The sequence below is a fragment of the Arthrobacter sp. NPDC056691 genome, from assembly GCF_042791415.1.
In the GTDB taxonomy this organism is placed as follows: Bacteria; Actinomycetota; Actinomycetes; order Actinomycetales; family Micrococcaceae; genus Arthrobacter.
This window is the reverse complement of the sequence record NZ_JBHTXX010000018.1, coordinates 16,902-41,356: the sequence shown is the minus strand read 5'-3', so window position 1 is coordinate 41,356 and position 24,455 is coordinate 16,902. Positions and strand designations below refer to the sequence as shown.

Genomic DNA, 24,455 nt, shown 5'->3' with positions numbered 1-24,455 from the left:
ACCAGAGTGCTCGGCACGTGACGAGCGTCGGGTCGTCAGGACCTTCGCCCCTGCTGAGATCTGAAGCCCGTGCACGCACCTGCACGGAAAACGCTAAACCATCAATTTTGCCGGAGTGGGGCGTCTCTTCCCAAATCTGGATCCGCCGGCGCCGGCGATACCTTTCCGCCCCGTGGGGTATGGAGCAGAGCGCGCAACGTCTGGATGGTGTCGGCCTCCCCGGCCGTCTTGTCGTCACGGTAGCGCTTGACGCGTGCGAACCGAAGGGCGATTCCACCCGGATAACGGGGAGAGTGTTGGACGCCGTCGATGGCGATCTCGACCACGGTAACCGGCTCGGTCCACACCGTACCGGCCGACCGCCGCAACTCCAACTCCTGGAACCTTTCGGTCTGCCATTGCAGCAGCGCGTCGGTGAGGCCCTTGAAAGTCTTGCCCACCATCACGTAGCCGCCGGGGTCGCCGAACTCGCCAACAGGGTCCAGGGCACCGAGGTGCAGGTTCGACAGCAGCCCGGTGCGCCGTCCTGACCCCCATTCGCAGGCGAGCACCACCAGGTCGTAGGTGAGCACCGGCTTCACCTTGATCCAGTTCGAACCCCGCCGGCCGGCGGCGTAGGCCGAGCCCACCGCCTTCACGACCACACCCTCATGGCCGGCGGCCAGCGCATCGCGCGACACTCTCTCGGCAACAGCCGCATCCGCAGTGATTTTCCCCGGGATGCGGTGACCGGGGGCGATGCGCTCGAGCACGCCGATGCGTGTGGACAGCGGCTCGTCGAGCAGGTCGCGCCCGTCGATGTGCAGCACGTCGAAAAACCACGGATGCAGCAGCGTGGTGCGTGCCGCGTTCGCCCCGAACCGGGACATGGTCTCCTGGAACGGCCGGGGGCCGCCGTCCTCGTCCAGGGCTAGAGTCTCGCCGTCGAGAATCACATCGCGCACGGGCAGTCCGCGCACCACCTCCACCACCTCAGGCAGCCGGTGGGTCACTTCGGCCAGGGTGCGGGTGTAGATGCGCACGTCGTCGCCGGCACGGTGAACCTGGATGCGTGCGCCGTCGAGCTTGTATTCCACCGACGCTTCCCCCGTCGCCTCCAGCGCCTCGCTGGCACTGGCCGCGGTTGCGGCGAACATGGGCTGCACGGGACGCCCGACGACGAGGCCGACGGCGTTAAGCTGGGCCGCGGTGCCCGTGATCGCCAGCAGGGCGGTCCCGCCGAGATCGCCGGAGAGCATCGCTGCGCGGCGTACGGCCTCGACCGGCCGGCCGGAGGCGCGGGCAACCGCATCCGTCAGTACGCCTTCGAGTGCACCGGTACGAAGTTCTCCGAGCAGCACGCCGGCGATGAAGGCCTGCTCTCGTTCGGTGGCTTCCGCCATCAGAGTCCGAAGGGTGGCGGCGCGTTCCACGGTCGAGCCAGCGCCTGCGGCTGCCTGCAGTCGGTCCAACGCAGCGTCGAAGTGGGCAATGGTGAGATTCGGCTCAGGAGCGGGCTCGCCCCTGGACGCCCGCAAGGCGCTCCAGCCGATCCCGACTCGGCCCTGGCGAGGCTTTGCGGTGAGCAGGCCGACCGCCGTCGGGATGTCCGCGGGCTCGAGCCGGAGCAGCAGGTCTGCAAGTTCTTTGACCTTTCCCAGCCGGGAGCGGGTGGCCGCGACGGCTTCCAAGGTCCTCACGAGCACGTCGAGCAGCATGGCACCAGTCTGTCACGGCCGCTGGTCATGGACAGCGACTAGCGACTAGGCCCTGTTCCTGAATGGGCGCGTGGGAATCTTCATCGCCAGCTGTTGCCCTCGACGGCGTCTACCGGACGCCGGGCGGCAGCGAAGAAGATACAGCACCTGCCATCCTGGTTGGTGGCATCTCCCTGCTGATGCCGTACGGCCTGGCATGCCACCTCGTTGCCGTTGTTGCCCTTCCGGGGGCGTTGGCCGGAGTAATTGGCGGTCTGGCGGACCGGGGAAACCGCCGCTGCCGGTAGCGATGCGGTACATCGCCCCCGCTGTCGTGTGAGGGGGAAATTCGGCGTCAATTTGCGGGCTGACCAGGCTTTTCGTCCACGGGGCACCGTACGATGAGCACGTCTCATCACTCTGACATTGGGGGAAACCTTGAGCTATCCGCAATACCCGTCCCAGCAGCCCTACCCATCGCAGCACCAGGCCTGGCAGGGCGAGCCGCCGCTCTGGGCACCGTACTATGGCGCGCCGTTCCCGGCGGCCGTGAAGCGGTTCTTCAAGAAGTACGCCACGTTCTCGGGCCGCGCCAGCCGCAGCGAATACTGGTGGTGGGCGCTGGTATCCATCATCGTCAGCTTCGTCCTGAACATCGCCATTAGTGTCGGCACGGCCGCCTCGTCGTCCTCGGGCCTGAGCAGCAGCCCGCAGCTCGGCCCGGGTGCCACGTTCGGGATGATCCTGCTCGTCATCTGGGGCCTGGCCACCATCGTCCCGTCCATCGCGCTGACGGTGCGGCGCCTGCACGACAGCAACAAGAGCGGCTGGATGGCCCTGCTCGGCCTCATCCCGTTCGCAGGCCCCATCATCCTGCTGGTGTTCGCGCTCCTCGGCCCCGACCCGGCTGGTCAGCGCTTCGACCAACCCACAGGTTACTGACCACGGGGCAATCTAGTAGCCAGATGGCCCCGCTGTCACTGCTCGGCGCTGACGACCCGAAGAGTTTTTTCACCATCCCGGGATAGATTGACCAGGGCCCCTGCTCCGGGAGTCCGGAGCAGGGGCCTTGGTTGCTGGATCTGGTGGGTCAGCCGAGTGCGGACGCGCCAGGCTCGAGGGTGTATTGCTTCGGCAGATTCAGGGACCGTTCTGCCATGACGTCACGGAGCAGGTTCGGGTAGTCGGTGATGAGGCCGTCGACTCCAGTGTCCATCAGGGCACGCATGGTGGGCTTGTCATCGACCGTCCACGGGATGACCTGCATGCCCTTGGCATGGGCGCGGGTCACCATGTCTGCGGTCACGTAGGGCACGTAACCGGGCTCGGTGACTTTCCCGTTTTGGGGTGTGCCGTGGACCGGGGAGATGGCGTCAAAGCCGAGGGAAGCGGCCGCGTCCACGAGGTCACCGCCGAAGTCGTCGGCGTCGATCCCGCCCAGCCACGGTGAGGCGCCGGGCTGGCCGGCCTGCAGGAAGTCCTTATTGGTCAGGGCGACGGTGCGGATTCCCGGTTCACGTTCCTTCACCAGCCGCAACGCGCCCCAGTCGAAGCTCTCGATGGAGACGCGGTGCTGCATGTCGGCGGCTTTGATTTCGCGCAGGGCGACGTCGACGAATTGCTCCCGCGGTGCCGTCTGCTCTGGCGCGCCCGCCTCGACCTTGGTTTCGATGTTGAACCTGACCTGGGAGGCGCGGTAGCGCTTGGTCAGGTCGAAGACCTCGGCGAGGGTGGGCATCTTCGCGCCGGGTGAGGCCTGCTGGCCGGGGAAGCTGGTCAGGGTCTGGGAGCCGCAGTCGAGGCTGCGGACCTGGGCGAAGGTGAGGTCTTTGATGTACTTCCCGACATAGGGGAACTGCGGGTCGCCCGGCGTGACGGGGGCCGTGTCCTGGCACTTCTGTCCGCTAATCTTCCGGTCGTGGGTAATGACTTCCCGGCCGTCCTTGGTGATCTGCAGATCGAGTTCAAGGGTGCTCACGCCCACCTCGAGCCCTTTAGCAAAGGAGGCGAGGGTGGATTCGACGGTGAGGCCGATCCCGCCGCGGTGTGCCTGAAGGTCGAAGTGGTTGTCGGTGCCGTTGGGGTTGGTGTCGGCTGCCTGGGCCGGGAGGGTTGTTCCCAGTGCCAGACCGGCGGTGAGGGCCGCCGCGGTGACCAGCTTGGTGTACTTCATGGTGGTTCTCCAATGGTGATGGGGATGGGCGCCGGGGAAGGGTTTTGCCCCGGCGGCGGGTGAATGGAGTCTGGTACTTACTTTCCGGTGTTGCCGTTTGCGGTTCGGGTGTCGGATGCGACGGCGCCGGTCTGTTCGTTGAGCAGGACCTTGTCGTTGCGCTGGTGGTGGAAGTTGAACATGGCATTCATCGAGCCGGCCGCAGCGTCGGCGGAGGAGTCGCCGATCCGGCCGGTGTGCCAGTTGTCTTCGATGAAGCGAAGGATGGAGGCCTGGTCGGTTTCGGTGTGGTCCACGAAGTTCTTCTTCGCGTAGGGGGAGATGACTACCAGGGGCTGGCGCGGGCCGGGGCCGCAGCGGTCAGCGTAGCCGCCGGCCATCGGGACGCCGCTGGCCGCGGCACTCTGGCACCATGCGGCGTCGTCGGCGAAGTTGGAGGAGTTCTTCACCTGGGCGGCGACGTGGTCGTACCAGCCGTCCGAGTCGTCGTAGGCCAGCACGACGGCGGTGTTGTCCCAGTTCGGGGAGTTCTGGATCCGGTTCACGGTGCTGGTGACGAAGTTCTGTTCGTCCACCGGGTCGGAGTAGGCGGCGTGGCCGTCCTGGAACGATCCGGCCTTCAGGAAGGACACGGCGGGGAGGTTGCCGGTGTCCACCACTTTGTTGAACGCGGTGAGGTCGTACTGGTGGTTCGCCTGGCCGTTGTGGCCGATTTCGGCGTCCGATGCCGGGGCCAGGTGGTGCGGGTTGGCGGTGGAGGCGTAGTACTGGAACGGCTGGTGGTGGGGGGAGTAGTCAACAACGCTGGCGCCGGCGGCGTTGGTGTGGCTGGACAGGCACGACGCCGGGCTGGCCGCCGTTGCCGCTGTGGTCGGGGTGAAGCCGCCCTGGAACCAGCCCCAGGACACTCCCTTGGTGTTGAGCAGGTCGCCGATGTTTTTGCCCGTCATCCCGGCGAGGTTGCCTGTTTTGGCGTGGCTGCTGTTGGAGCAGTCGTCGTATACCGGGTCGGGGTCGTTGATGACGGTGCCCACGCCGTTCGCATCGGGCTGGCGGACGGCGCTGCTTCCGGACGCCGGCGTAGCCGCGGGCTGTCCGGTGGCGGTGTATTCGGTGGCCCCGTGGGTCTGGCCGGAGATGAGGTTCAGCGCGCCGGGGGTGGAGGGGCCGAAGACGGTGCTGAAGTGGTTGTCGCTCATGGCGTAGTTCTGGGCGTAGTTCCAGATGCCGGTGACGGTGTTGCCGTCGTAGTAATCCATGGTCAGGCCCGGCCGCCCGTACTGGTTGGTGCCGCAGGCGTCGCGGCTTGTGAACTGGACGAACTTGTCCATCGCGCCGCCGTTGTAGGCCTTCTGCTCGGAGGAGTACCCGTGGTCCTGGTCGCAGGTGACGGCCTGCATGGGCGAGAGCCGCTCCGGCTGGACAGAGTTGGGATTGTTCGGCGCGAGCAGGCCCGCGTTGGCCAGGGTGTTGATGTCCTTCGGCGTGTCTTTCGCGGCGGTGAAGGCGGCTGCACGGGTGCCGCTGCCCTGCTGGGTTTCGCCGGCGGGGTTGGCCGCCTTGGGGTAGGTGGCGAAGTAGTGGTCGAAGGAGACATTCTCCTGGAAGATCACCACCACGTGCCTGATCGGCGTCGCCGTGTCCCGGTGAGGCTCGACGGCGGTGGCCGGGCTTGCGCCGAAGCCGGCCAGTCCGGCGGTGAGGGCTGAGACTGCTAGTGCTGCGGCGCCGGTGGCGCCGGCAATGCTTTTTCGGGTGAATCGTGGTGCTGGATAAGGCATGGGGAATCCAATCGTTCCTGATGGGGGAGGAGAACCGGTGGACCGCCGTCGTACGTGACAACGGTGTCCGGTGAGGTTGGGCGTCCGGTGAGTGGGGCCTACTTGGCCGGGGTGACGTCGGCTTCGTAGGTGAGGATCTCGGTGCCGTTGCCTTCCTCACCGTTGTCCGGGGCCACCGTCATGGTGAGGTGGTTGCCGGCAGCGGTCATCTTGAACGGGTTGCGGGTGGCCACGTGCCCGGCGGTGGACCACTGCTGGAACGGCACATCGCGGACCACGTTGCGGGATTTGAGATCGATCATTGCCATGCCGCCGAGCTCATAAGTTGCCGCTGTGCCGCCGGCCGCAGGGGTCTGCGGGAGGTTGGTGACGCCGGCGCAGAGCATCTTGGAGTTGGGCACGTACTGGCAGTCCTGGTAGTCGACGAAGAAGTCCGGGTTCTGCCAGGTGGACAGCTGCCTGCCGTTCAGGTCCCATTCCGCGAACCGCCGCGAGCCCCAGGTGTTGCCCACCAGGTGGCCGGTCTGCTTGTCCATCACGATGCCGCCGAAGTGGTCTTTCACTTCGAACTGCTTGTGCACTGTCAGGGTTTTCGCGTCCACGCGGTAGATGATGGCGCTGCTGTCGGGCCGGTACTGGGCGACGGGCACCCAGACGTTGGTGCCGTCGAAGTCGATGCCGCCCGGGTGGTACATGTCGCCCTCTCCCAGGACGATGTCCTTTTGCAGGTTGCCAGCCTTGTCCATGACGAACAGGTGGCCGATGCCCTTGCCCGGGGTGCGGTCGAATCCGTCCTGCGGGGCGGCGAACTTCCTGGTCGGTTCGGTGATCTGGACGGCCGAGAGGAAGATGTGGTCCCGGCTGTAGGCGATCCCCTCCGTGTGGTACGTGGGGAAGTTCAGTTTCAGCTTGGACGTCCGGGTCCAGTTCGTGTTCCGGTCGACGCCGTCGAAAGCGTCCGCCAGGGCCGTGTCGGTTACGTGGTGGTCGCCGGGGCCGGCGGTGCCGGCCTGCGGCTGGCCAATGCTGGCTGCGTCTTGGTTGCCGGCGGCCTGGGCGACGGCGGTGCCGCCGATCGCGGATGCGGACAGGATGATGGCCGCGGCGGCCGTGAGGATGCCGCGTGTACGGGTCGTGCTCATTGGGGGAGCCTCTCAAAGATGGGTCTTATCAAGAGCTCGCCACGTTACTGATGAGTAATTAACCGGACATGGCTGGTGGGTGAACTGCTGCCTACCGTGCCCCGACGGGTCTGGTAGTGTCCAGCCATCGATAAATTGCGGCACGGTTCATCGGCGACGTCCTCCATGCGCGGGCCGGACTGCAGGAGTCCACACCTCCAGGCCCGGCCGGTAAATGAGGCGCCGGCAGCGACCGAACCCAAGGGTACAGTCGAGACCAGGCAGTCGTGAATCGACCAAACAATAAACACACGACCCAGCAATCCAGTTGACTATGTCAACCTGGTTCAGGACCACCCACGACCTTGAGGGCCAGCGCCAGCGAATGGGCGCATCATCGCTCACCGTTTTGCCGTCTGCGTCAAATCTGGGAACGGACAAGGACTTACCACTGTGCCGTCTGCCGCTATGTCTTCCGACGCTGGTCGGCTTCCTCCACCAGTTCTGTAATCCATGGCCGATGACCGCGGTGGAAGGCCAGCCCTTCGGGCAGGCCTTGGGCAGATGGGACGGAGTTGGCAATGTCGACGGTAATCCGACCGCGGCCCAAAGGCGCGTTCGTGATGTGCACGTCGCCGTACGAATCCGGGAGGGCAGGATCCATCCAAAGTCCACCACGGGAAATGTGGGCGTCATACCGCATGAGGCTCGTCACCAACATGATCGGGGTGGTTGCTGCCCAGGCCTGCGGGGAGCAAGCGGTTGGATAGGGCACGGGCTCGGAGAATTGGTCCCGACCGAAGCCGCAAAAGAGTTCCGGCAACCTGCCGCCCGAATACTCGGCCGCCTCCAGCAGGGCCGTAGAGATCCGCTGCGCCTCCGCCACGAAGCCATAGCGCATCAGCCCTGCCTGGATAATCGCATTGTCGTGTGGCCAGACCGAGCCGTTGTGGTAGCTCGCCGGATTGTAAGCACCCATGTCGCTGGCCAGGGTCCGCACCCCCCACCCACTGAACATTTCCGGAGACATTAACCGTTCCACCACCAGCGGTGCCTTGTCCTTATCGATGATGCCGAACAATAGGCCATGCCCCATATTGGAGGCGCACGCATCGACATGCCGCTTCATACCGTCCAAGGCAATGGCGTAATAGCCGCGTTCTGGCATCCAGAACTGCTCATTGAACTGTTTCTTCAACTTTGCCGCCCGATCCGCGAGTTCGTCTGCAAGGGAAACGTCTCCGGTGTCGTACGCCATCCAAGCCCGAGCTGTAAACGCGGCATAGACATAGGCCTGCACCTCGCAGAGCGCAATGGGAGGTTCAGCCAGTCGACCGTCGGCGAAATTGACACCGTCCCATGAGTCCTTCCAGCCCTGGTTGATCAGCCCCTGATCGTTGAGGCGTTCATACTCGACGAAGCCGTCGCCGTCCTTGTCTCCGTAATCCCGGATCCAGTCCAATGCCCTATCGGCATGGGGCAGCATCTTTGCGATGGTCTCCTTAGCGAAACCCCAGCGGCTAACAGCTCCAAGCACATCGACGAAAAGGGGGGTCGCGTCAACACTGCCGTAGTAAGTGGTTTTTCCACCCAGAGCCAGTGCGCTTGAGACATCGAGCCTCACCTCATGCAGGATCTTGCCCGGCTCCTCCTCGCTCATCGGATCCACCACACGTCCCTGCCGGTCGGCCAAGGTCTGCAATGTGCCGAGTGCGAGGGAGGGGTCAACCGGCAGTGCCATTTCCGACGCCCACAGCGAATCCCGGCCAAACAGCGTCATAAACCAGGGCGCGCCAGCGGCCACGACTACCCTCTCCGGATGGTTCGGGTCTTCGATGCGCAGGGCGCCGAGATCGTCGTAGCTGCGCCGCAACGTTCGCTCGATGGAGCGGTTTCCCATGCGCAAAACCGGAATTTTGGCCACCCATTCCTGCCGACGCCGATCACGAGGGGACAATTCGTCTCCCTCGGCATGGACCAACGAGGCCGCTGAGCCCGGGCCGTCAACGACAGGCCTGACGGTGATGATCGTGCTCCAGGCGCCGCGCGGCGCGATGAACGCCTGGTATGTGAAGGTCTCGGACGCGACAACTGCGCCAGGGGCCTCGAAGCGAACACCCTTCCGGATAGCCTGCCACACACCGCTGATGGTCAGGCCGTTGGCCTCCACCTTGCGGGTTTCGTCCCAGTGTCGATGGATCCGCGCTTCCTTCACTTCAAAAAGATCTGCGAAATCGGACTCCACCCTCAGAGAGATCACGCATTCGGCAGGTTGGGGAGAGCAGTTGCGGACGGTGACCTTCTCCTCGAGGCCAGCCCCCACTTCCCGCAGCCGCTCCACGATCAAAGGGCTATCCGCATATCCGTCCGAGCGAGCAACTCGACCGGCAAACAACGCCCGGTACGGCTCCTTAGTCTCCGCGGCCAAGGGTTCGAGCGACTGGCCGTTAATGGTCAGCATCCAGCCGGAGAGGATGCGGGTGTCCTGGACAAAAAGACCATGGGGATAGTCCTGATGGATGTCCCCGTTGGGCAAGGAGATGCAGAAAGATGATCCTTCGACCAAAGTAACCGACCCGGGACCAAGAGGTCCGGCCGCCGTATCAGCATTCCATCCAGCCATTCCGGCTCCCTCAAGAGCTGCCTCCAGCACGCGTTGGCGGTTCAAGTGATGGTGTCGCCGCCGATTCTTCAAGCGACGCTACTCTTGCCCGCCCTCCGATGCCACAGCTGCGGCACATCCATGCTCTCCCCGACTCCGTGCGTCACCCAAGCCTGTGCTGAAACTACGGACACGGCGCAGCCGCCGGATTTCTGTCTGAGCGAGCGGACAACACATTACGAGAGCGCACTAGCGCGGAATCACGGTCCGGTTGTTTTGGAGAAGGACCTTCCTTCGCAGTGCCATCGGACGGCGTTGCGTAGTGCGGCGCATTCGGCCTCCCTGCCGACCGCCACCAGGTACTCGGCGGTGTAGGTGTGGTCAACGGCGATGAGCTGCTGCGAGGTGATCGGGCCTGCATCGAGTTCGGCATTGACGTAGTCGGCCGTGGCGCCCACGATTTTCACGCGCCGATCGTAGGCCTCAATCGGGATATCCCCAGTGCGCGCACGGAATAGCAGGTCGTTGAGGCATTGCCCGAACTTGGACACCATGATCAGGATCCGGAGTTTGCGGCCGTGCGGTTCCAACTGCCAGTCCAAGGTCAGCACGTAGGGGCTCCGGATACCGCTGCGCGCCCGGCGATGGTCCGCCGGGCCCGCAGGGGACGCTAGTCAGCGCAGAGGATCCAACCGCGAGCCAGCGAGCGGTGGGAAGGCGCGGCAGGTCAGATGGCCGCCGTCTCCAGGTCTTCCGAACCGGAGACGGAGGCGCCCTTGCTGCGGTTCACCATCAGGCCGAGAAGGTCGAAGACCAGCGTCGCCGCGGCAACGGTGGTGATGTCCGCGTGATCGTAGGCCGGAGCGACCTCGACGACGTCGGCGCCAACGATGTTGATGCCGTTCAGACCGCGCAGCAGCGCCAGCAGTTCGCGGGAGTGGAGCCCGCCCATCTCCGGAGTACCGGTGCCTGGCGCGTAGGACGGGTCCAGAACGTCGATGTCGATGGAGACATAAACAGGGGTGTCGCCGAGGCGGTCCTTGACTTGCTGGATCGCGGCCGGAACGCCGATGACGTCCAGGTCCGAGCAGCGGATGATCTGGAAACCGAACTCGTGGTCGCGGAGGAAATCGTCACGGTCGTAGACCGGTCCGCGGATGCCCACGTGCATCGAGGAGTCTTCAACGAGGAGGCCTTCCTCAAATGCCCGGCGGAAAATGGTTCCATGCGTGATCGGCTGGTCGAAGTAGGTGTCCCAGGTATCCAGGTGTGCGTCGAAGTGGAGCAGGGCAACCGGGCCGTGAACCTTGTTCAGTGCCCGCAACATGGGCAGGGCGATGGTGTGGTCACCCCCGATGGAGATGAGGCGCTTGCCTTCACCATCGCAGTCCGCGGGGCCCTGGAGCAGCGGCAGCGCCTGCTCTTCGATTTCGCGGACTGCCCGGGTGATGTCGTAGGGGGTGCAGGCGATGTCGCCAGCGTCCACGACCTGGACTTCGTACACGGGCTCAACGTCCAGCTCCGGGTGGTATCCGGGACGCAGCAGCCGGGACGCTTCACGGACGGCGGCAGGACCGAACCGTGCGCCGGGCCGGAACGAGGTTCCGCCGTCGAACGGTACACCGACGATGGCGATGTCGTAGTCCGGGACCCGGTCGATTTGGGGCAGCCGGGCGAAGGTGCCCAGGCCCGCATAGCGGGGAACCTTCGTTGCGTCGACGGGGCCGATGGGCTTATGCGTGGTCATGAGAGGGATCCTTCAGTTGCTTTGCTGTTTATAGGCGATGCCGGCGTCTTTTCAGTGGTGAGTTCCGCGAGGGACCTGTTGGCGGTTTCCGGCGCGAGCAGGAACGTCGCCAGCAGGCCCGCCAGGGAGATGACGGCGCCGATGAGCAGCGAGCCGGCGGCGCCGAAACTGAGGATGGCGACCGGCATCAGGTAGGTATTGGCTGCGGAGCCGACCCGGCTGATGGCGGTGCCGAAGCCCACAGCCGTGGCACGGACTTCCGTGGGGAACAGTTCGTTGGGGTAGACGACCTCGAGGAAGCTTGAGGCGCCCGAGGCCAGCGCAAAGATGGCCAACGCGATGAAGAGCGGGGCAGCCTGGACGTTGGGGATGAAGGCCGGGATGGCGAGGGCCACCACGATGATGCCGAAGCTCCACAGGAGCAGCTTGCGGCGACCGATCTTCTCGACGAGCCACAACCCGGGGACACCGCCGACGACGAACAGCATGGAGATCAGGAACGATCCGCCGTAAAGGTTCGCGTCACCGGTCATGCCCATGGATCCGAGGAGGTCAGGGGCGAAGGTGTACACGGCGAAGAGCGGGATGACCTGGGCGGTCCAGAAGATGGAGACGAACAGGGTTCGCTTCCAGAATTGGCCCCGGAAAATGTCCAGGAACTTGACCTGCTTGGCCGGGCCTTCACTGTCGGAAGCGATATCGGCCAGGCCGTACTGCTGCCCGTAGACCTTCTTGATGACCGCGTCTGCCTCGTCCCGGCGGCCGCGGGAGAGCAGCCAGCGCGGGGACTCGGGCGTGCCGAGCCGGAACAGCAGGGTGATGATGGCGAAGATCGCCGGGCTGGCAACCATGACCCGCCAGGCGTCGGGCCCCACGTCACGCAGGAGGTAGCCGACGGCGTAGGCAACGGCAGCGCCGATGGCCCAGACCACGAACGTGGCACCGAGGAGGCGGCCGCGGTGCTTCTTGGGAAGGAACTCCGCAAGCAGCGACGTGGCGATGGGGTAGTCGGCGCCGATGGCCATCCCCAGGAAGAACCGGCAGAGAACTACCTGCCAGATCTCGGTGGCGAAGCCGTTCAGCACGGAGAACACCGCCAAGGCCATGAGGTCGGCAATGTACATCTTGTGGCGGCCGATCTTGTCGGTGAGCCACCCGAAGACGCCACCACCGAAGAAGATACCCACCAGACTGGCCGCGCCCACCATGCCGATTTCGGCCGGGTTCATGTGCAGACCGGGAACCATGGTGATCAGGGCAATGCCGATGATTGACAGTGCGTAACCGTCGATGAACGGCCCGCCCGAAGCGAAGAACGTCAGCTTTTTGTGGAATTTGGTCAGCGGGGCATCATCAATGAGATTGCTCGTTGCGCTCATTGCAAACCCTCTCTCGTGAATGCTCATCATTGAGCGGGGAAGTTTCAGTGACTTAATTCTTCGTGACCAGCGTCACCGCGTACACCCGCAGATTGACTACAAATAACGGAAGCGCCTATACATGTGTATAAGCGGCTGTGGGGCGCCCTCGCCCTTCGGATTCGTGAACAGGAAGGGCTCCGCATGGCGATCACCGTGGCCGAATTGCTGGCCGAACCGCAGCTCGGACTGACTCTTTTGGCGGGTGCTGACGGCACGGCCAACCGCATCACCTGGGCCCACACGTCTGACTTGCCAAGGTTGTGGGAATGGGTCACCGGCGGCGAGCTGATGATGACCAACGGCCTGTCTATCCCGGCCAACGACCAAGGACAGGTTGAGCTCGCCGAGGCGCTCGTGAAAGCAGGCGCCAGTGCCCTGGCCATCGGCGAGAAGATGCACGCCCCCGATCTTTTGCCGGCGTTTCTTGAGGCCTGCGACCGGCTTCCACTGCCCGTGATCAACGTCCCCTATCCGCTGCCCTTCATTGCTATTGCCCGCTCTGTGGCCGAGGCATCGCTGCTCGAGGAATCCCGTCGGTTGCGCCAGACGGCCCGCATCTACGATCTGCTTCGCATTGCGGGCACGTCGGAAGACCATTCGCAGAGCCTGCTTCAGGGACTTGCAAGTGAGCTCGACTCGCAACTCTTTGTTATGGTCCGGGGGTGCCTCCATCCGTGGTATCCGGGCGGCCAACGATTGCCCGGATCGCTTAACAAAGACCTGGCACAGCTGAGTGGCCAGACACCCACCATGAGCAAGAAGTTTCAATGGCATTACCTCCGGGACAGGCACGTCCTGTTGATGGACATTCCGACGCACCCTAACGCCCTGCTGGTCGTGCGGCCGAACGCAATACCCCACCCGGACCCCGTCGTCCTGCTGCATGCAGCCACGGTTCTGGGACTGGAACTGTCACGCACCGTTCTGGCATTGGAAAACCAGCGGCGGCTGGGGGCAGAATTCCTCCTGCAGGCCATCGAGGGACGCCTCGGGATAGCGGACGTCGAAAGCCGCCTTGCCGATTTTGAGGTTCCCGCCCGTGAATTCCTTCTTGTTTCGATTTCTGCAGACGACGGGGAAAGGCTGGCAAACATCCACGTCGAGCTGTGGCGTCACGGCTATCCCACGGCGTGCTTCCGCCGTTTCAACACCCTTCATCTGGCTGTCTCCGCCGACCTGACCGATGATCTTTTGATGCACTCCGTCGGGTCGGGTGTCAGAATCGGGATCAGCAGACCGTCAACTGCCGCCGGAATCCAGCGAGCCCTGCAGGAATCACTGTGGGCCCTCGGGACAGCAGCCGGCACCGGCGAGAGGCTGGTCAGCTACGCCGAAGGCCCCTCCTGGATGGGGCTCACCAGCTTCGAGGAAGGCAACGCGCTCGTTCAGAGGTTCCTGGGCCCGATTTTCGAGTACCAACAGGGAGAGCACGGGGACCTCATCGTCACACTGAAAACCTTCCTAGACACCCAGAGGTCGTCGCAGAAGACCGCGGCGGCCCTCTTTACCCACCGGCAGACAATCATCTACCGGATGCGGAAGATCAGCGAGCTGACCGGCCTGGACATGACCGAAACATCCACCCTGGCGCAGCTATGGTTCGCCCTGCAGATCCACGAGGCCATGCAAACGCAGACCCCTTCGCCGCCCGGACATAGCCGACCAAAGGGCTAAGCAGGGTCCGCACTCTCGGGAAGAGGGGCTAGCATGCCCCGTACTGCACGGCGACGTAAATAGCGCCAGCCAAGGCTCCGGCGCAAGTGACCGACACAGCCCAGGTCTCCAGCCGAAGCCGGCCCCGTCGTTGCCGCCGGTTACGCTTGTTGCGCAACACACCCTGGGCATCCGGCGAATCGGCGTGTTGCGTTCGATGCAGGGGCCCTGGACCAGCCCGCCGATCGGATCGCAGATCAGGCCGACGTTGTGTTCCATGGTGATTTTGGCGGCGTTCTCCACCTGCGCCGGGGTGCCGCCCACGACTCTGCCCAGGCCCGCTGCGGCCATGGAGGACGCCGAGCCCACCTCGCCTTGGCAGCCGACCTCGGCCCCGGAAATGGACGCCGGCTCCTTGTAGAGCACCCCGACGGCACCGGCGGCGAGCAGGAACTTGACCACGACGTCGTCGCGGTCTTTCTGCGTGGCCTGGTCCATACCGGGGCGAAGTTCAGGGCATAGTAGAGCACAACCGGGATGATCCCGGCGGCGCCGTTGGTCGGTGCGGTGACCACGCGGCCGCCGGAGGCGTTCTCCTCGTTGACCGCCAGGGCGATCAGGTTCACCCATTCCTGCCAGTACTAGGGGTCCCGATCCTTGTCCTCCTTGAGGAGGCGTTCGTGCCAGCCGGGAGCACGACGGCGGACCTTCAGTCCGCCGGGCAGCAGCCCCTCGCGCTTGAGGCTGGTTGCCAGTCAGGCCTCCATCACCGAATAGATGTGCAGCAGGCCCGCCCGGATCTCCTCCTCGGACCGGGAGGCGCGCTCGTTGACCAGCATGACCTGCCCGATGGACAGGCCCCCGGGCGGCGCAATGACCCAGCAGTTCCGTCGCAGTCCTGAACGGCAGAGGCAGTTCGGCCTTGGACTCGTCCAGCTCGTTCTGGGCCGAGGAATCCGGGTTTTAGCTAATTGGGGTGAAGCTTTGCCTCGCATCGCCCGCCCACGGTTAGCTGTTCCCTTCAACCTCGCCCGGGTTTTTGTTCGGCGTCCTGGCTTAGTCCCGTTGGTGCCTAGACCACGACCTGACGTTGGCCTATGGTTGGGGCATCAACGGTCGTTGGCCGGGTGGGGCTCCACTGCGGAGGTGCATCATGGGTATCATTTCTTCCGGTTTCCGTGGACGGCGGTCCGAGAATTCTGCCCTGCCTCCCGGGCAGCATGAGACTCAGGACTTTCCCGTGCTTACCGCCGGGCCTGCTCCGCTTGTCCCCATTGACGAATGGGAGTTTTTCATCGCCGCGGAGAATGGCCGGCGGCTCTCCTGGTCCTGGAGCGAGTTCATGGCTTTGCCGCAGGAGGAAATCACCAAGGACATTCACTGTGTGACCAGTTGGTCAAAACTGGGAACAGTGTGGCGTGGAGTTTCATTGGACACGCTCTTTGAAAACATCGAAACGGCCAGCGATTTCGCCACTGCGCATTCCTTCGGCGGTTACACCACCAATGTTCCTCTGTGGGATCTCTTGGGCGGCAAGGCGTGGGTTGTGTGGGAGTTCGGGGGCGAACCGCTTGCGCGGGCCCATGGCGGGCCGGCGCGGCTTTTGGTACCACATTTGTATTTCTGGAAAAGCGCTAAATGGATTCACGGTTTGGAACTGACAGGGGAAGATGTTCCCGGTTTCTGGGAATCGAATGGCTACCATCTTCACGGTAATCCGTGGCGCGAGGAGCGGTATTCGTGAGGCCGGTGCCGTGAGCACCGTATGGCGTGTCGCTGAGGTGGTCGGCGGGTCCCTGGAAAACGCCACGGCCCGGACCATTAGGCTGCGCGTGGATGGCTTGATGGGACATCTGGCCGGCCAGCACATTGACGTCCGCCTCACCGCCGACGACGGGTACACCGCGATCCGCTCATACTCGGTGGCATCCGCCAGCGCGGATGAGCATCTGGAAATCACCGTCGACGAGCTGCCCGACGGCGAAGTGTCGCCTTACCTTGTCCGGGACCTGGCCGTCGGGGACCGGATGGAAATCCGCGGGCCGGTGGGCGGCTGGTTTGTCTGGCGGCCCAGCAACGGTAACCGGGTGCAGCTGATCGGGGGAGGGTCAGGTGTGGTGCCGCTGATGTCGATGATCCGCGCCCATCAGGCTTCCAGCAATGTGTCGCCTTTCAGGCTGCTCTATTCCCTCAAGTCCCCCGAGACGTCGCTTTACCGCGACGAGCTGTATCAATTGGAACAGGAATCAGCCACGCTGATGGTTGACTACGTCTATACGCGTTCGACGCCGGAGGGCTGGCCGGTCGCGCCGGCGCGCCTTACGGCGGACGCCCTTTTGGGCAAGATCTTCCCGGCTGAGGAGAATCCGGACGTATTTGTGTGCGGCCAAACGGTTTTCGTGGAGACCGTTGCGGACTGGCTGGTGATGGCGGGCTACTCGCCGGAGTCGATAAAGACCGAACGGTTTGGCGGGACGGGAGGTATCCGGTGAACGGCGCCGACGATTTCGTTGTCCCCGACTCCGAGGACCAGGACCTTGCAGCATCAGCCCATGACCCGATCGCGCATGTGGACGGGAACGCCACGGCCGGGGCCCTGTCCGAAGTGTTCCGGATCGACATCATCGCTGCGCTCGGGCGCTGCAGGCATTGCGGCTCAGTCAGGGCTTTCGGCGAGGCCATGGTCTTCACCGACGCTCCCGGGATCGTGGTGCGCTGCCGCGACTGCAAGGGCGTGCTGCTGAGGCTGGTGGAAACCCCAACCCAGTATTGGCTGGATTTGAGCGGCCTCAGTTACCTGGAGATCGACCGCGAGGAGTAGGCAACAGGAACTCTTGGTCTCGCCCGAGTCACGGCTCCTCCTCCTTCGCCCCTCGGGAACGCCGACACGCGTGATTCCATCGAACTCGGAGTTAAGATTTCGGTCAGCAGGGGAGCGATTCCCGCCGGGCCTGGCTTGGGGCAGGTACTGGCCGCCCTTCCCGGCTGATTCAGTAGTCGCCGGCAACTACAGGTTTGGGAAATTGACTGGCGCCCCGAAGCGCTGGCCCAGGGGCCGCTCCCACGGAAGGGCCCTCTTCCGTCCCGGATAGCCGCCAGGCTGCTTCGCCTGGCGCTGCCCTGTGCGCTGGCGTTACGGGGCTTTTTGCTGTCGGGCCGATTGCTTCGCCTACGTCAACGCTGGAAATGGCGACGTTTTCGGAGGAATCGCAGAGCGGGGAACGTTCGACGTGGTGCATGAACGCCGTTCCGACCCGATGGCGCAACGGTGTCGGGATGCGACCACTATCCCAGACCGCCACTGGTGTAAGTGGCGCCAGCCCATCGCAGCAATTCAAGGGACTGGGGCAGTTCGATGCTTCGGCTGTCATGGGCTCGTCGACGGCTTTTGGCTCAAGAGGTGCATTGATGTGACCTTCGACGAGGATGACGCAGAGGCGGCCCGGTGTGCAGTGCGTCCCTTTACGGGCGGACAGCCTGTCGGGCTTGTTCTGGACGTCTCCGGGACCACCTATATTCACCCAGCTGCCATCCAGGATCACGGCACGGTGGTTCCTGCCGCCGTTCGGCCATCCTGGGCCGAACACCAGCGGACAGGTCCTCGCACACCGTATCCTCCGACTGCAGCTTCCCTGCCCGGGCAGGTACTTCACCGAAGAGCTCGAAGCCGTTCAGTGGCTGGAGAAGGTCATCAGGTTGGGGTTATTCCGCAACGACCGAAGATGTCTTTCGTCTGCGGGTGGAAAAGCGACGGGAGCCAAACTGGAGGTCGGTCCCGAACTCTTAGCGGGCGTCGGGGTGGTTTTCGTCTGGCTTCATTTCTATGAGCTGGATGAGGTTGCCGCAGGTGTCGTCGAAGACTGCCACGACAGCGGTGCCGACGTCAGTCGGCGGCTGGGTAAACACCACGCCCCTGCTGGTCAGCCGGGCGTGCTCGGCCTCGATGTCCTCCACCGCGAATTGCGCGAGGGGAATGCCGTCTTCGGCGAGGGCATCCCGATAGGGCTTCACTGCGGGGTGGCCCGAGGGTTCCAGCAGCAGCTCGGGACCGTCAGGCGACTCGGGCGACACAACGGTAAGCCAAAAGTCATCGCCGAGGGGGATGTCATGGCGCTTGGTGAAGCCGAGCACGTCGGTGTAGAAGGCGAGGGCCGCCCGCTGGTCGTCGACGAACAGGCTCGTCAGGGCAATTTTCATTGTTCGGTCCTCTTTCTGGTGGGCCATCGATCGGTGACCTGGGCGAGTGGCTCGGGGTTGAAGTAGTGGAACTTGGCACGTCCGTGGCGCTCCGTCACGATGAGACCGGCAGACTCGAGCACGCCGAGGTGCTGCGAGACCGCCTGACGCGTAAGGCTTAGACCATGCCGCATCGTGAGCAGGGAACAAATCTCGAACAGGGTCTGGCCGTCACGTACTGACAGTTCGTCGAGAACAAGGCGTCTCGTCTCATCGTCAAGAGCCCGGAACACATCAGCCATGGACATACTTTAGGCAAGTAGCAGCTTGCATATCAAGGGTCCGAGCCCTCACCGATGCCGCGAACGGTGCTTTGTCGGAACGGTGCTTTATCCCGGCAGTTCTGGCTCTGCCTAACGAATAGGGCTTTTGGCGGGAAAGATCCGCCGTGGTCAGGGCGTCCCATGGCCCGCGCAAAGAATCTCGTCGAAGCCAGTCGCCGCTCTCGACGCCGTGCCTCACAGTATGTAGGGTGGCTGCCCGAGGCTGAAGGAAAGCACACAACGTGGAACTGCGATTCGCAAACGATCCCCATCGGATGAACTGGCTTCGCCCGGACTACCCCTACGCAAAAGTGTCCCTTCCTGAGCCGTTTGAGAACCCGGGTGGTGCCCCTGAGCTGGATGCGCAGGTGAGCACGACGTTCGTTGGCGACGAACTGAGGACCGAGATAACCCTCACGAACCTTAGCGACCGCCCGTTCTTCACCAGGGTCGATGACATAGGGATCTCCCTGCCGCTCGAAGACCGCTACGACGACCCTCAAGCGATAGGAACCCGGCGCTGCAACGCCCACGTCTTTTGCGGCGGCTCATCAAGTTTCGTTCTTGCACTGCGGATGGGTGGCGAGGCTCCCCATCTGGGGCTCATCCTCACCGAGGGCAGCCCGTCGGCTTACAGCATCGAGCGGGACGCCACTGCGGAGAGCAACGATCGTGGCTGCTTCATCATGCATCCATCGCCGCTTGTCCTGGAGCCCGGAGAGCAGACCAGGGTTTCGTGGTCGATTTTTCCCTGCCTGGACAAAGAGGACTTTTTTGTCCAGGCAGGACGGCGCAGCCGCTTCGTTCGGGCCGAGTGGGACCGGTATGTCCTCTTCGTCGGAGAAACAGCCCGGCTTCGTATCGAAGCATCCTTTTCGCCGTCCCTGGTGACGGTCAACGGCGTTCCGGCCCAACGGGAGCCGGATGGCAGTTTCACTGTTGAGTTCGACGTGAACGAGCCGGGCGAACGGGAAATGGTGGTGCGCGCCGGCGACCGGACAGTCCACACGCGGATTCTGGTAAAGGACCGTTTCGATGACGTTCTGGAGCGCCGTTGTGCCTTCATAGCCAGGCATCAGCAGTACGACGGATCGATCGACAACCTCCGCGGCGCCTTCCTCACGTACGACAACGAGGAAGACCACCTGTACTACAACCACGTCAACGACTACGACGGCGGCCGCGAGAGGGTGGGCATGGGTATCTTGTTGGCCCAGTACCTCTGCGCAGTGAGGGACGGGATCATCGAGGTGACTGACCGTCTCGTTCCTTTGCTGGTGCGCGAAAGCCTCGACAAATACGCCGCGTATGTCCGGCGCGAACTAATTGACGAGGAGTCCGGAACCTCCTTTAATGACATGGGCCGTGACGGCAGCTACAAGCGTCTCTACAACGCGCCTTGGTATGCCTCATTCTTCCTGGAACTGCACCGGCTCGACGGCAACCCGGAAGACGTCGTCGTCGCCTACCGGATCATCGCAAAATTCTACGAAGAGGGCGGCGGCCGGTTCTATCCCATCGAACACCCCATCTCTGCCCTGATGAATGCTCTCGAGGCACTTGATCTTCCCAGCGAACTGGCGGCGGCCCGTGAAAACTTCGTCAGACATGCGGACGCCATCGCCACAGTTGGCACCCTCTATCCGCCCAGTGAGGTGAACTATGAGCAAAGCATCGTAGCTCCCGCCGCGGACATCCTGCTCCAGGTCTACCTGCTGACCGGCGAAGAAAAGTTCCTCGAGGCAGCCCGCGGGCAGATAATAATTCTCGATCAGTTCAATGGCGTGCAGCCGGACTACCATCTGCGCGAGGTTGCGGTGCGCCACTGGGACGGGCACTGGTTCGGCAAGCGGCGGACCTATGGCGACACCTTCCCACATTATTGAAGTGCCTTGACTGGGAACGTGTTCTCGGCTTATGCCGCAATCGCCAACGACCCGGAGTACGCACGCCGCGCCGACGCATCGCTTCGCGGTGTACTGCCGCTAATCTTCGACGACGGACGTGCGACCTGTGCCTACGTGTACCCGCTGCTCATCAACGGACAGAGAGCGCAGTACTTCGACTCCTACGCCAACGACCAGGACTGGGCGTTAGTCTTCACCCTCCGCTCGCTGCACAGGTAAGCCGAACCCGCGTCCAGTCACGCGCGGCGTCGTGCAGCATGGGAAGCACCAGCATCGCGCTCCTGGCAAATGGTGTCCCCAGAGCACAGGAAAGCCCGGGCGCTAGGGGGTAGACGGCTCGTTCCAGGACCACACACTGCCTGCTGACCACCGCCAGCGACTGTGCACACTACCGAGCACCGTTTGCCTTCTGCGCGGCCAGCTCGCCGGTTCCTGTCGCGCATTTGCGCGGCGTTCCCTGGCGGGGCAGAGCACGGCTAGTGGTTCCCGAACCAGGAAGTTCGGGGCCTGCTGATTTTTCAGCCACACGCACCCTGTGCCATTGCGGTTCCAGTTTTGGTGTCTACCCCGATATCGCAGATGTAGTCGTTGCCGGCGGGGGCGGTGTAGTTTGTCCGTGTTGCAGTGTGTCCGACCCGCCGTGTCTTTGTGGGGTCGATGTCCCGTCGGCTCACCGGAATCACCATAATGTAGCTGAAGAGTTCCGGCGCGCACCACGGCGGTGATAATTAGGTGGGATCGGACTTAAATGAAGAATGACGCGGACTATCGTCTGAGCATGGTCCGGTGAGACGCGCCGCGCGCATCGAGGGAGAGCAACGAGATGAGACCACTTCGATATTCCATCAACGTCACGCTCGACGGCTGCTGCCATCACGAGGCAGGCCTTCCTCCGGACGAGGAATCGATGGACTATTGGACCGCGGAGATGGCGCGAGCGGATGCACTGTTATTCGGCCGTACGACCTACGCGATGATGGAGTCGGCGTGGCGGAAGCCGGCCACGGGTAAATGGCCTGACTGGATGGATGAGTGGCAGATCCCGTTCGCTGAGACCATCGACCAAGCGAAGAAATACGTCGTGTCGAGCACGCTGAGCCAGGTCGATTGGAACGCCGAGCTGGTGAAAGGAGAGCTGGGTCCAGCGGTTGAACGGCTCAAGCAAGCGCCAGGCGAAGGGCTCTTCGTGGGTGGAGTGACGCTCCCGCTGGCGTTGGCAGATCTAGGACTGATCGACGAGTACGTCTTCCTTGTGCAGCCTGTCCTCGCCGGACACGGGCCTTCGTTGCTCAACGGTTTGCGCGAGCGAATTCGGCTCCAGCTCGTGGATCGCCATGACTTCCGGTCGGGGGTGGTCGCCCTACGATTCCGGCCCCTGCAGTGACGGCTCGACCAGAGTTGCCCTGACACACCCCATCAGCTCTTCGCTGTCGCGGCCGCTGTTCGCAAAAGTTGCCGTGGAGCTTGCGGAAAAGACGGGCGCACGGACGCTTCTGCATACGGCGAACCGGTCGCAAAACTCTCTCCGACGGCTGAACGGGGCGATCAGCGCCCTGAAGTTCGGGGGCCATTACGGAAGTCCGTACGACCTCAATCCGGTCGACCGCTTAACGAAAATTTGAGCACCTCGACGAGGCGGGCCTCACCAGGATGGCTCAGCGCGTCGCCAGCGGTGACTCCAACCTGTGGTGCCGGGAATACGAATCCGGGGTCTCGGACGACCCCGAAAACCACGCCATGGAACAGGACTTGTACCAGTGGACGGCCGACACCGGCAGCTACCCCGAAGAGCAGATAGCCATCGGCTTTGAGAACGGACTCCCCGTGACCGTGGACGGCCGCACCATGGACCTTGGTGCGGTCATTACGAGCTCAATCATCGCGTGGGGAAATTCGGCTCGGACGCTATAGCGGCCTGGAGCATCTCGACCGCGGCGAAAAGGTCCTCGCGGTACGAGAGATGCCGGCGGCCTGGATCCTCCCAGGAACGATGCGGCATCTGGAAACGGCCTGCCTCAGTGAACGGCTCATCCGGGAAAAGATGGATTCATGCTCCGGATGCCCTGTACCTTCGTGACCGCGAAGCCTGGGGGCTGAATCCGTGCGCACCGAAAAGGGAGTCGTGATGCGCTATCGGCTGCAAAAGACCGAGGCAGCGATCGGCTGCATTCTTGGCGTGCTGCTGTCGACCGTCTTTACCTTCGAGACCTTCGGCATTGCCGCGACCAGTGCGACCAACGCCGGGCTGATCATCAGCCTGACCATCGTGATGACCCCCGTCCTGGAAATCGTCGTCGGCAGGCGGAAGCTCAGCAGGCTGTTCTATCTGGCCGCGGTGATCGCTGGGGCTTGGGTCTACTTCCTCGCCACAGGCGGTGCAGCAGCATCGTTCGGGTCTGGCGATCTGTTGATCTTGCTGGCCGCCGTGGCACGGGCGGTCCACGTGACAGGGCTGCACCGGCTCTCGGCAGGACGAAGCATCGATTCGCTAAACCTGACCTTCGTCCAGATGACCGTTTTCCCGTTCCTTATTCAGATGTGGGCGGTTCGCAAGACTTCCCCGACCAGAGTGAGTCTCTTGCTCGGAACGGAACCGGTCTGGGCTGCAGTCATCGGTGTAGCACTGGCCGGCGACGTCCTGGGCCCAATTGGAATCTTCGGTGTTGTGCAGGTGCTGGTTGGCACCACGTGGGGGCAGCTCCTGGAACTAAAAACCCTGCCTGCTGCCCCGGTTACCACCCGTGAACCTGAAGAAACCCGCACACCGACGGCATAGTCGAAAACGATCCTCAACGGGGAATCTGAACCCGTAGAGAAGCAGCCGGTCCGGACTCTCACCGGACCGGCTGCTCCCTCTTTACTGGCCAGGCGCAATTGACTCCCTTGTAGCGATCAGCTGCATGTTCCCGGGGTGTGGCGCCACCTGACAGGAGTGGACGGCGAATGGGCCGCGATCGCTCCGGCCGTGAGCCTGCTGATCCGAACCGTTGCCATGGCATCCATGGTGTTTCTCATGATCAGCCCTCCCCGCCAGACAACACCCGGCGTGTCAGCCAACAGTGGATCACACCGTTACTCAGACAGTCCCGGTTTTGTGGTGGTGGGGAACATGACTTAGATCTCATGTTGAGCGGTGAGTTCAGGCGGGTGAGCGGTGTGGTGGGGTGGTCGGGCGGTGGTGGCTGGAAGTCGGGTCGGGGTGGGCATACGGTTGTCTCTCAACCGGCTCGGACGAGCGAGCTGTTGCGCAAGGGGAGTTCGAGCAGTTCACTACCAAGCGAGAAAGATAGAGCGAGAAAGAGAGCGAGATGACACGAGAAGAAGCCTACGCCTGCTGCCCCTCAGATTCGTACGTGGAATTTTATGGCGGCCGATGGCTCGTAGTCCCGTTGGCGCCCGTCCGGCAGCCCGCCTTCTTCGTGTGTCTTCCCGACAACGGCCGGGTCACCCGCCACTAACGTTTTAGTCGACGAACCGCGTGCCGGTCGGGTCGGTACAGGTCTCACATCGTCTTGGACTGGCAGTCGGTAACAGCGGGATTCGAACATCCCGGTGTTCGCCAAAGTAGTGTTTCAACGGTTTGATCGCTCGGGTCAGTGGAAGGGCTCGATGGCGTCCGCGCCGTCTTGGACTACTGAGTTAGAAATTCCATTGGCCGCCCGCTGGACCGGCTCGGCTGCCCCTTCCGGGGTAAGCGTATTTTTGCGTCCGCGGTAGGCGCCGCGCTGCTTAGCCAAGGCGATGCCTCCCGCTGGCGTTCCCTGATCGAGCGTCCAAATTCCGCGAAGGCCCCATGACCGAGAGCATGAGGTTGGCCGTGGAGGAATCCTCCCCAGTGAAGAGCGGGTGCTCCTTGACGAACGCCATGCGCACCC

At 63.4% G+C, this 24,455-nt stretch carries 20 protein-coding genes and 3 pseudogenes; 11 read left to right on the top strand and 12 right to left on the bottom strand.

Annotated features, from left to right (window positions below; genetic code table 11):
- Window positions 1-101 precede the first annotated feature (101 nt).
- Window positions 102-1,697 (bottom strand): ATP-dependent DNA ligase, encoded by a 1,596-nt coding sequence (locus tag ACFRAU_RS15115; protein WP_378000522.1) that lies wholly within the window; start codon window positions 1,695-1,697, stop codon window positions 102-104.
- Window positions 1,698-1,759: 62 nt separating this feature from the next.
- Here ACFRAU_RS15115 and ACFRAU_RS15110 point away from each other — a divergent pair, with 62 nt between their 5' ends.
- Window positions 1,760-1,984: a hypothetical protein gene (locus ACFRAU_RS15110; RefSeq protein ID WP_378000521.1), complete on the top strand. Its 225-nt coding sequence runs from the start codon at window positions 1,760-1,762 to the stop codon at window positions 1,982-1,984.
- A 130-nt stretch (window positions 1,985-2,114) separates the two neighbouring features.
- A complete protein-coding gene (locus tag ACFRAU_RS15105; RefSeq protein ID WP_378000520.1) occupies window positions 2,115-2,618 on the top strand; it encodes a DUF805 domain-containing protein in 504 nt (167 codons plus the stop codon).
- Window positions 2,619-2,766: 148 nt separating this feature from the next.
- On the opposite strand, the gene ACFRAU_RS15100 is transcribed toward ACFRAU_RS15105, so the two are convergent.
- The 7 genes and pseudogenes from ACFRAU_RS15100 to ACFRAU_RS15070 form a co-directional block, all read right to left on the bottom strand.
- Window positions 2,767-3,849, bottom strand: coding sequence for a glycerophosphodiester phosphodiesterase (locus ACFRAU_RS15100; RefSeq protein ID WP_378000519.1), 1,083 nt, complete (start codon window positions 3,847-3,849; stop codon window positions 2,767-2,769).
- A 77-nt stretch (window positions 3,850-3,926) separates the two neighbouring features.
- Window positions 3,927-5,630 carry a phospholipase C gene (locus tag ACFRAU_RS15095; protein WP_378000518.1) on the bottom strand — a complete coding sequence of 568 codons (1,704 nt, stop codon included), beginning with the start codon at window positions 5,628-5,630 and terminating at the stop codon, window positions 3,927-3,929.
- Window positions 5,631-5,728: 98 nt separating this feature from the next.
- Entirely contained in the window at window positions 5,729-6,772 is a 1,044-nt protein-coding gene (locus tag ACFRAU_RS15090; protein WP_378000517.1) for a DUF6454 family protein, read from the bottom strand.
- 445 nt (window positions 6,773-7,217) lie between these two features.
- Window positions 7,218-9,374: a glycogen debranching N-terminal domain-containing protein gene (locus ACFRAU_RS15085; protein ID WP_378000516.1), complete on the bottom strand. Its 2,157-nt coding sequence runs from the start codon at window positions 9,372-9,374 to the stop codon at window positions 7,218-7,220.
- A 228-nt stretch (window positions 9,375-9,602) separates the two neighbouring features.
- Window positions 9,603-9,949, bottom strand: a pseudogene (locus ACFRAU_RS15080) (formyltransferase family protein); the annotation flags it as partial.
- Window positions 9,950-10,080: 131 nt separating this feature from the next.
- The gene (speB, locus tag ACFRAU_RS15075) at window positions 10,081-11,100 is read right to left on the bottom strand and encodes an agmatinase (RefSeq protein ID WP_378000515.1); all 1,020 of its coding nucleotides are present in this window, start codon (window positions 11,098-11,100) and stop codon (window positions 10,081-10,083) included.
- Entirely contained in the window at window positions 11,097-12,479 is a 1,383-nt protein-coding gene (locus ACFRAU_RS15070) for an MFS transporter (RefSeq protein WP_378000514.1), read from the bottom strand. Before ACFRAU_RS15070 ends, speB begins: the two co-directional genes overlap by 4 nt.
- Before the next feature lie 183 nt (window positions 12,480-12,662).
- On the opposite strand from ACFRAU_RS15070, the gene ACFRAU_RS15065 reads away from it, so the two are divergent.
- A complete protein-coding gene (locus tag ACFRAU_RS15065) occupies window positions 12,663-14,195 on the top strand; it encodes a PucR family transcriptional regulator (RefSeq protein ID WP_378000513.1) in 1,533 nt (510 codons plus the stop codon).
- A gap of 186 nt (window positions 14,196-14,381) precedes the next feature.
- On the opposite strand, the pseudogene ACFRAU_RS15060 reads toward ACFRAU_RS15065, so the two are convergent.
- Window positions 14,382-15,122 (bottom strand): annotated as a pseudogene (locus tag ACFRAU_RS15060) (L-serine ammonia-lyase, iron-sulfur-dependent, subunit alpha); the annotation flags it as partial.
- Window positions 15,123-15,327: 205 nt separating this feature from the next.
- On the opposite strand from ACFRAU_RS15060, the gene ACFRAU_RS15055 reads away from it, so the two are divergent.
- Genes ACFRAU_RS15055 through ACFRAU_RS15045 form a run of 3 tightly spaced genes read left to right on the top strand, consistent with a single transcriptional unit; the run spans window position 15,328 to window position 16,995 of the window.
- Window positions 15,328-15,918 (top strand): molybdopterin-dependent oxidoreductase, encoded by a 591-nt coding sequence (locus tag ACFRAU_RS15055; protein WP_377994667.1) that lies wholly within the window; start codon window positions 15,328-15,330, stop codon window positions 15,916-15,918.
- Window positions 15,919-15,928: 10 nt separating this feature from the next.
- The gene (locus tag ACFRAU_RS15050; RefSeq protein WP_378000512.1) at window positions 15,929-16,666 is read left to right on the top strand and encodes a ferredoxin reductase; all 738 of its coding nucleotides are present in this window, start codon (window positions 15,929-15,931) and stop codon (window positions 16,664-16,666) included.
- Window positions 16,663-16,995, top strand: a complete 333-nt coding sequence (locus ACFRAU_RS15045) for a DUF6510 family protein (RefSeq protein WP_378000511.1) — start codon at window positions 16,663-16,665, stop codon at window positions 16,993-16,995. Before ACFRAU_RS15050 ends, ACFRAU_RS15045 begins: the two co-directional genes overlap by 4 nt.
- A 962-nt stretch (window positions 16,996-17,957) precedes the next feature.
- Here ACFRAU_RS15045 and ACFRAU_RS15040 read toward each other — a convergent pair.
- Together ACFRAU_RS15040 and ACFRAU_RS15035 are read right to left on the bottom strand one after the other, a co-directional pair.
- Window positions 17,958-18,371: a VOC family protein gene (locus ACFRAU_RS15040; protein ID WP_378000510.1), complete on the bottom strand. Its 414-nt coding sequence runs from the start codon at window positions 18,369-18,371 to the stop codon at window positions 17,958-17,960.
- Entirely contained in the window at window positions 18,368-18,652 is a 285-nt protein-coding gene (locus ACFRAU_RS15035; protein ID WP_378000509.1) for an ArsR/SmtB family transcription factor, read from the bottom strand. Before ACFRAU_RS15035 ends, ACFRAU_RS15040 begins: the two co-directional genes overlap by 4 nt.
- A 296-nt stretch (window positions 18,653-18,948) precedes the next feature.
- Between ACFRAU_RS15035 and ACFRAU_RS15030 the strand changes: the two genes are divergently transcribed.
- The 5 genes from ACFRAU_RS15030 (at window position 18,949) to ACFRAU_RS15010 (ending at window position 23,356) form a co-directional block, all read left to right on the top strand.
- A complete protein-coding gene (locus tag ACFRAU_RS15030) occupies window positions 18,949-20,559 on the top strand; it encodes a hypothetical protein (protein ID WP_378000508.1) in 1,611 nt (536 codons plus the stop codon).
- A 6-nt stretch (window positions 20,560-20,565) separates the two neighbouring features.
- On the top strand, window positions 20,566-20,799 hold the full coding sequence (locus tag ACFRAU_RS15025) for a hypothetical protein (RefSeq protein ID WP_378000507.1): 234 nt from the start codon (window positions 20,566-20,568) through the stop codon (window positions 20,797-20,799).
- Between the two features lie 604 nt (window positions 20,800-21,403).
- Complete coding sequence (locus ACFRAU_RS15020; protein WP_378000506.1) at window positions 21,404-21,964, top strand: dihydrofolate reductase family protein; 561 nt, start codon at window positions 21,404-21,406, stop codon at window positions 21,962-21,964.
- A 266-nt stretch (window positions 21,965-22,230) separates the two neighbouring features.
- Window positions 22,231-22,491 carry a hypothetical protein gene (locus ACFRAU_RS15015; protein WP_378000505.1) on the top strand — a complete coding sequence of 87 codons (261 nt, stop codon included), beginning with the start codon at window positions 22,231-22,233 and terminating at the stop codon, window positions 22,489-22,491.
- A 190-nt stretch (window positions 22,492-22,681) separates the two neighbouring features.
- Window positions 22,682-23,356, top strand: coding sequence for a DMT family transporter (locus ACFRAU_RS15010; protein ID WP_377994675.1), 675 nt, complete (start codon window positions 22,682-22,684; stop codon window positions 23,354-23,356).
- A gap of 817 nt (window positions 23,357-24,173) precedes the next feature.
- On the opposite strand, the pseudogene ACFRAU_RS15005 reads toward ACFRAU_RS15010, so the two are convergent.
- Window positions 24,174-24,453 (bottom strand): annotated as a pseudogene (locus ACFRAU_RS15005) (hypothetical protein); the annotation flags it as partial.
- Window positions 24,454-24,455: the final 2 nt, after the last annotated feature.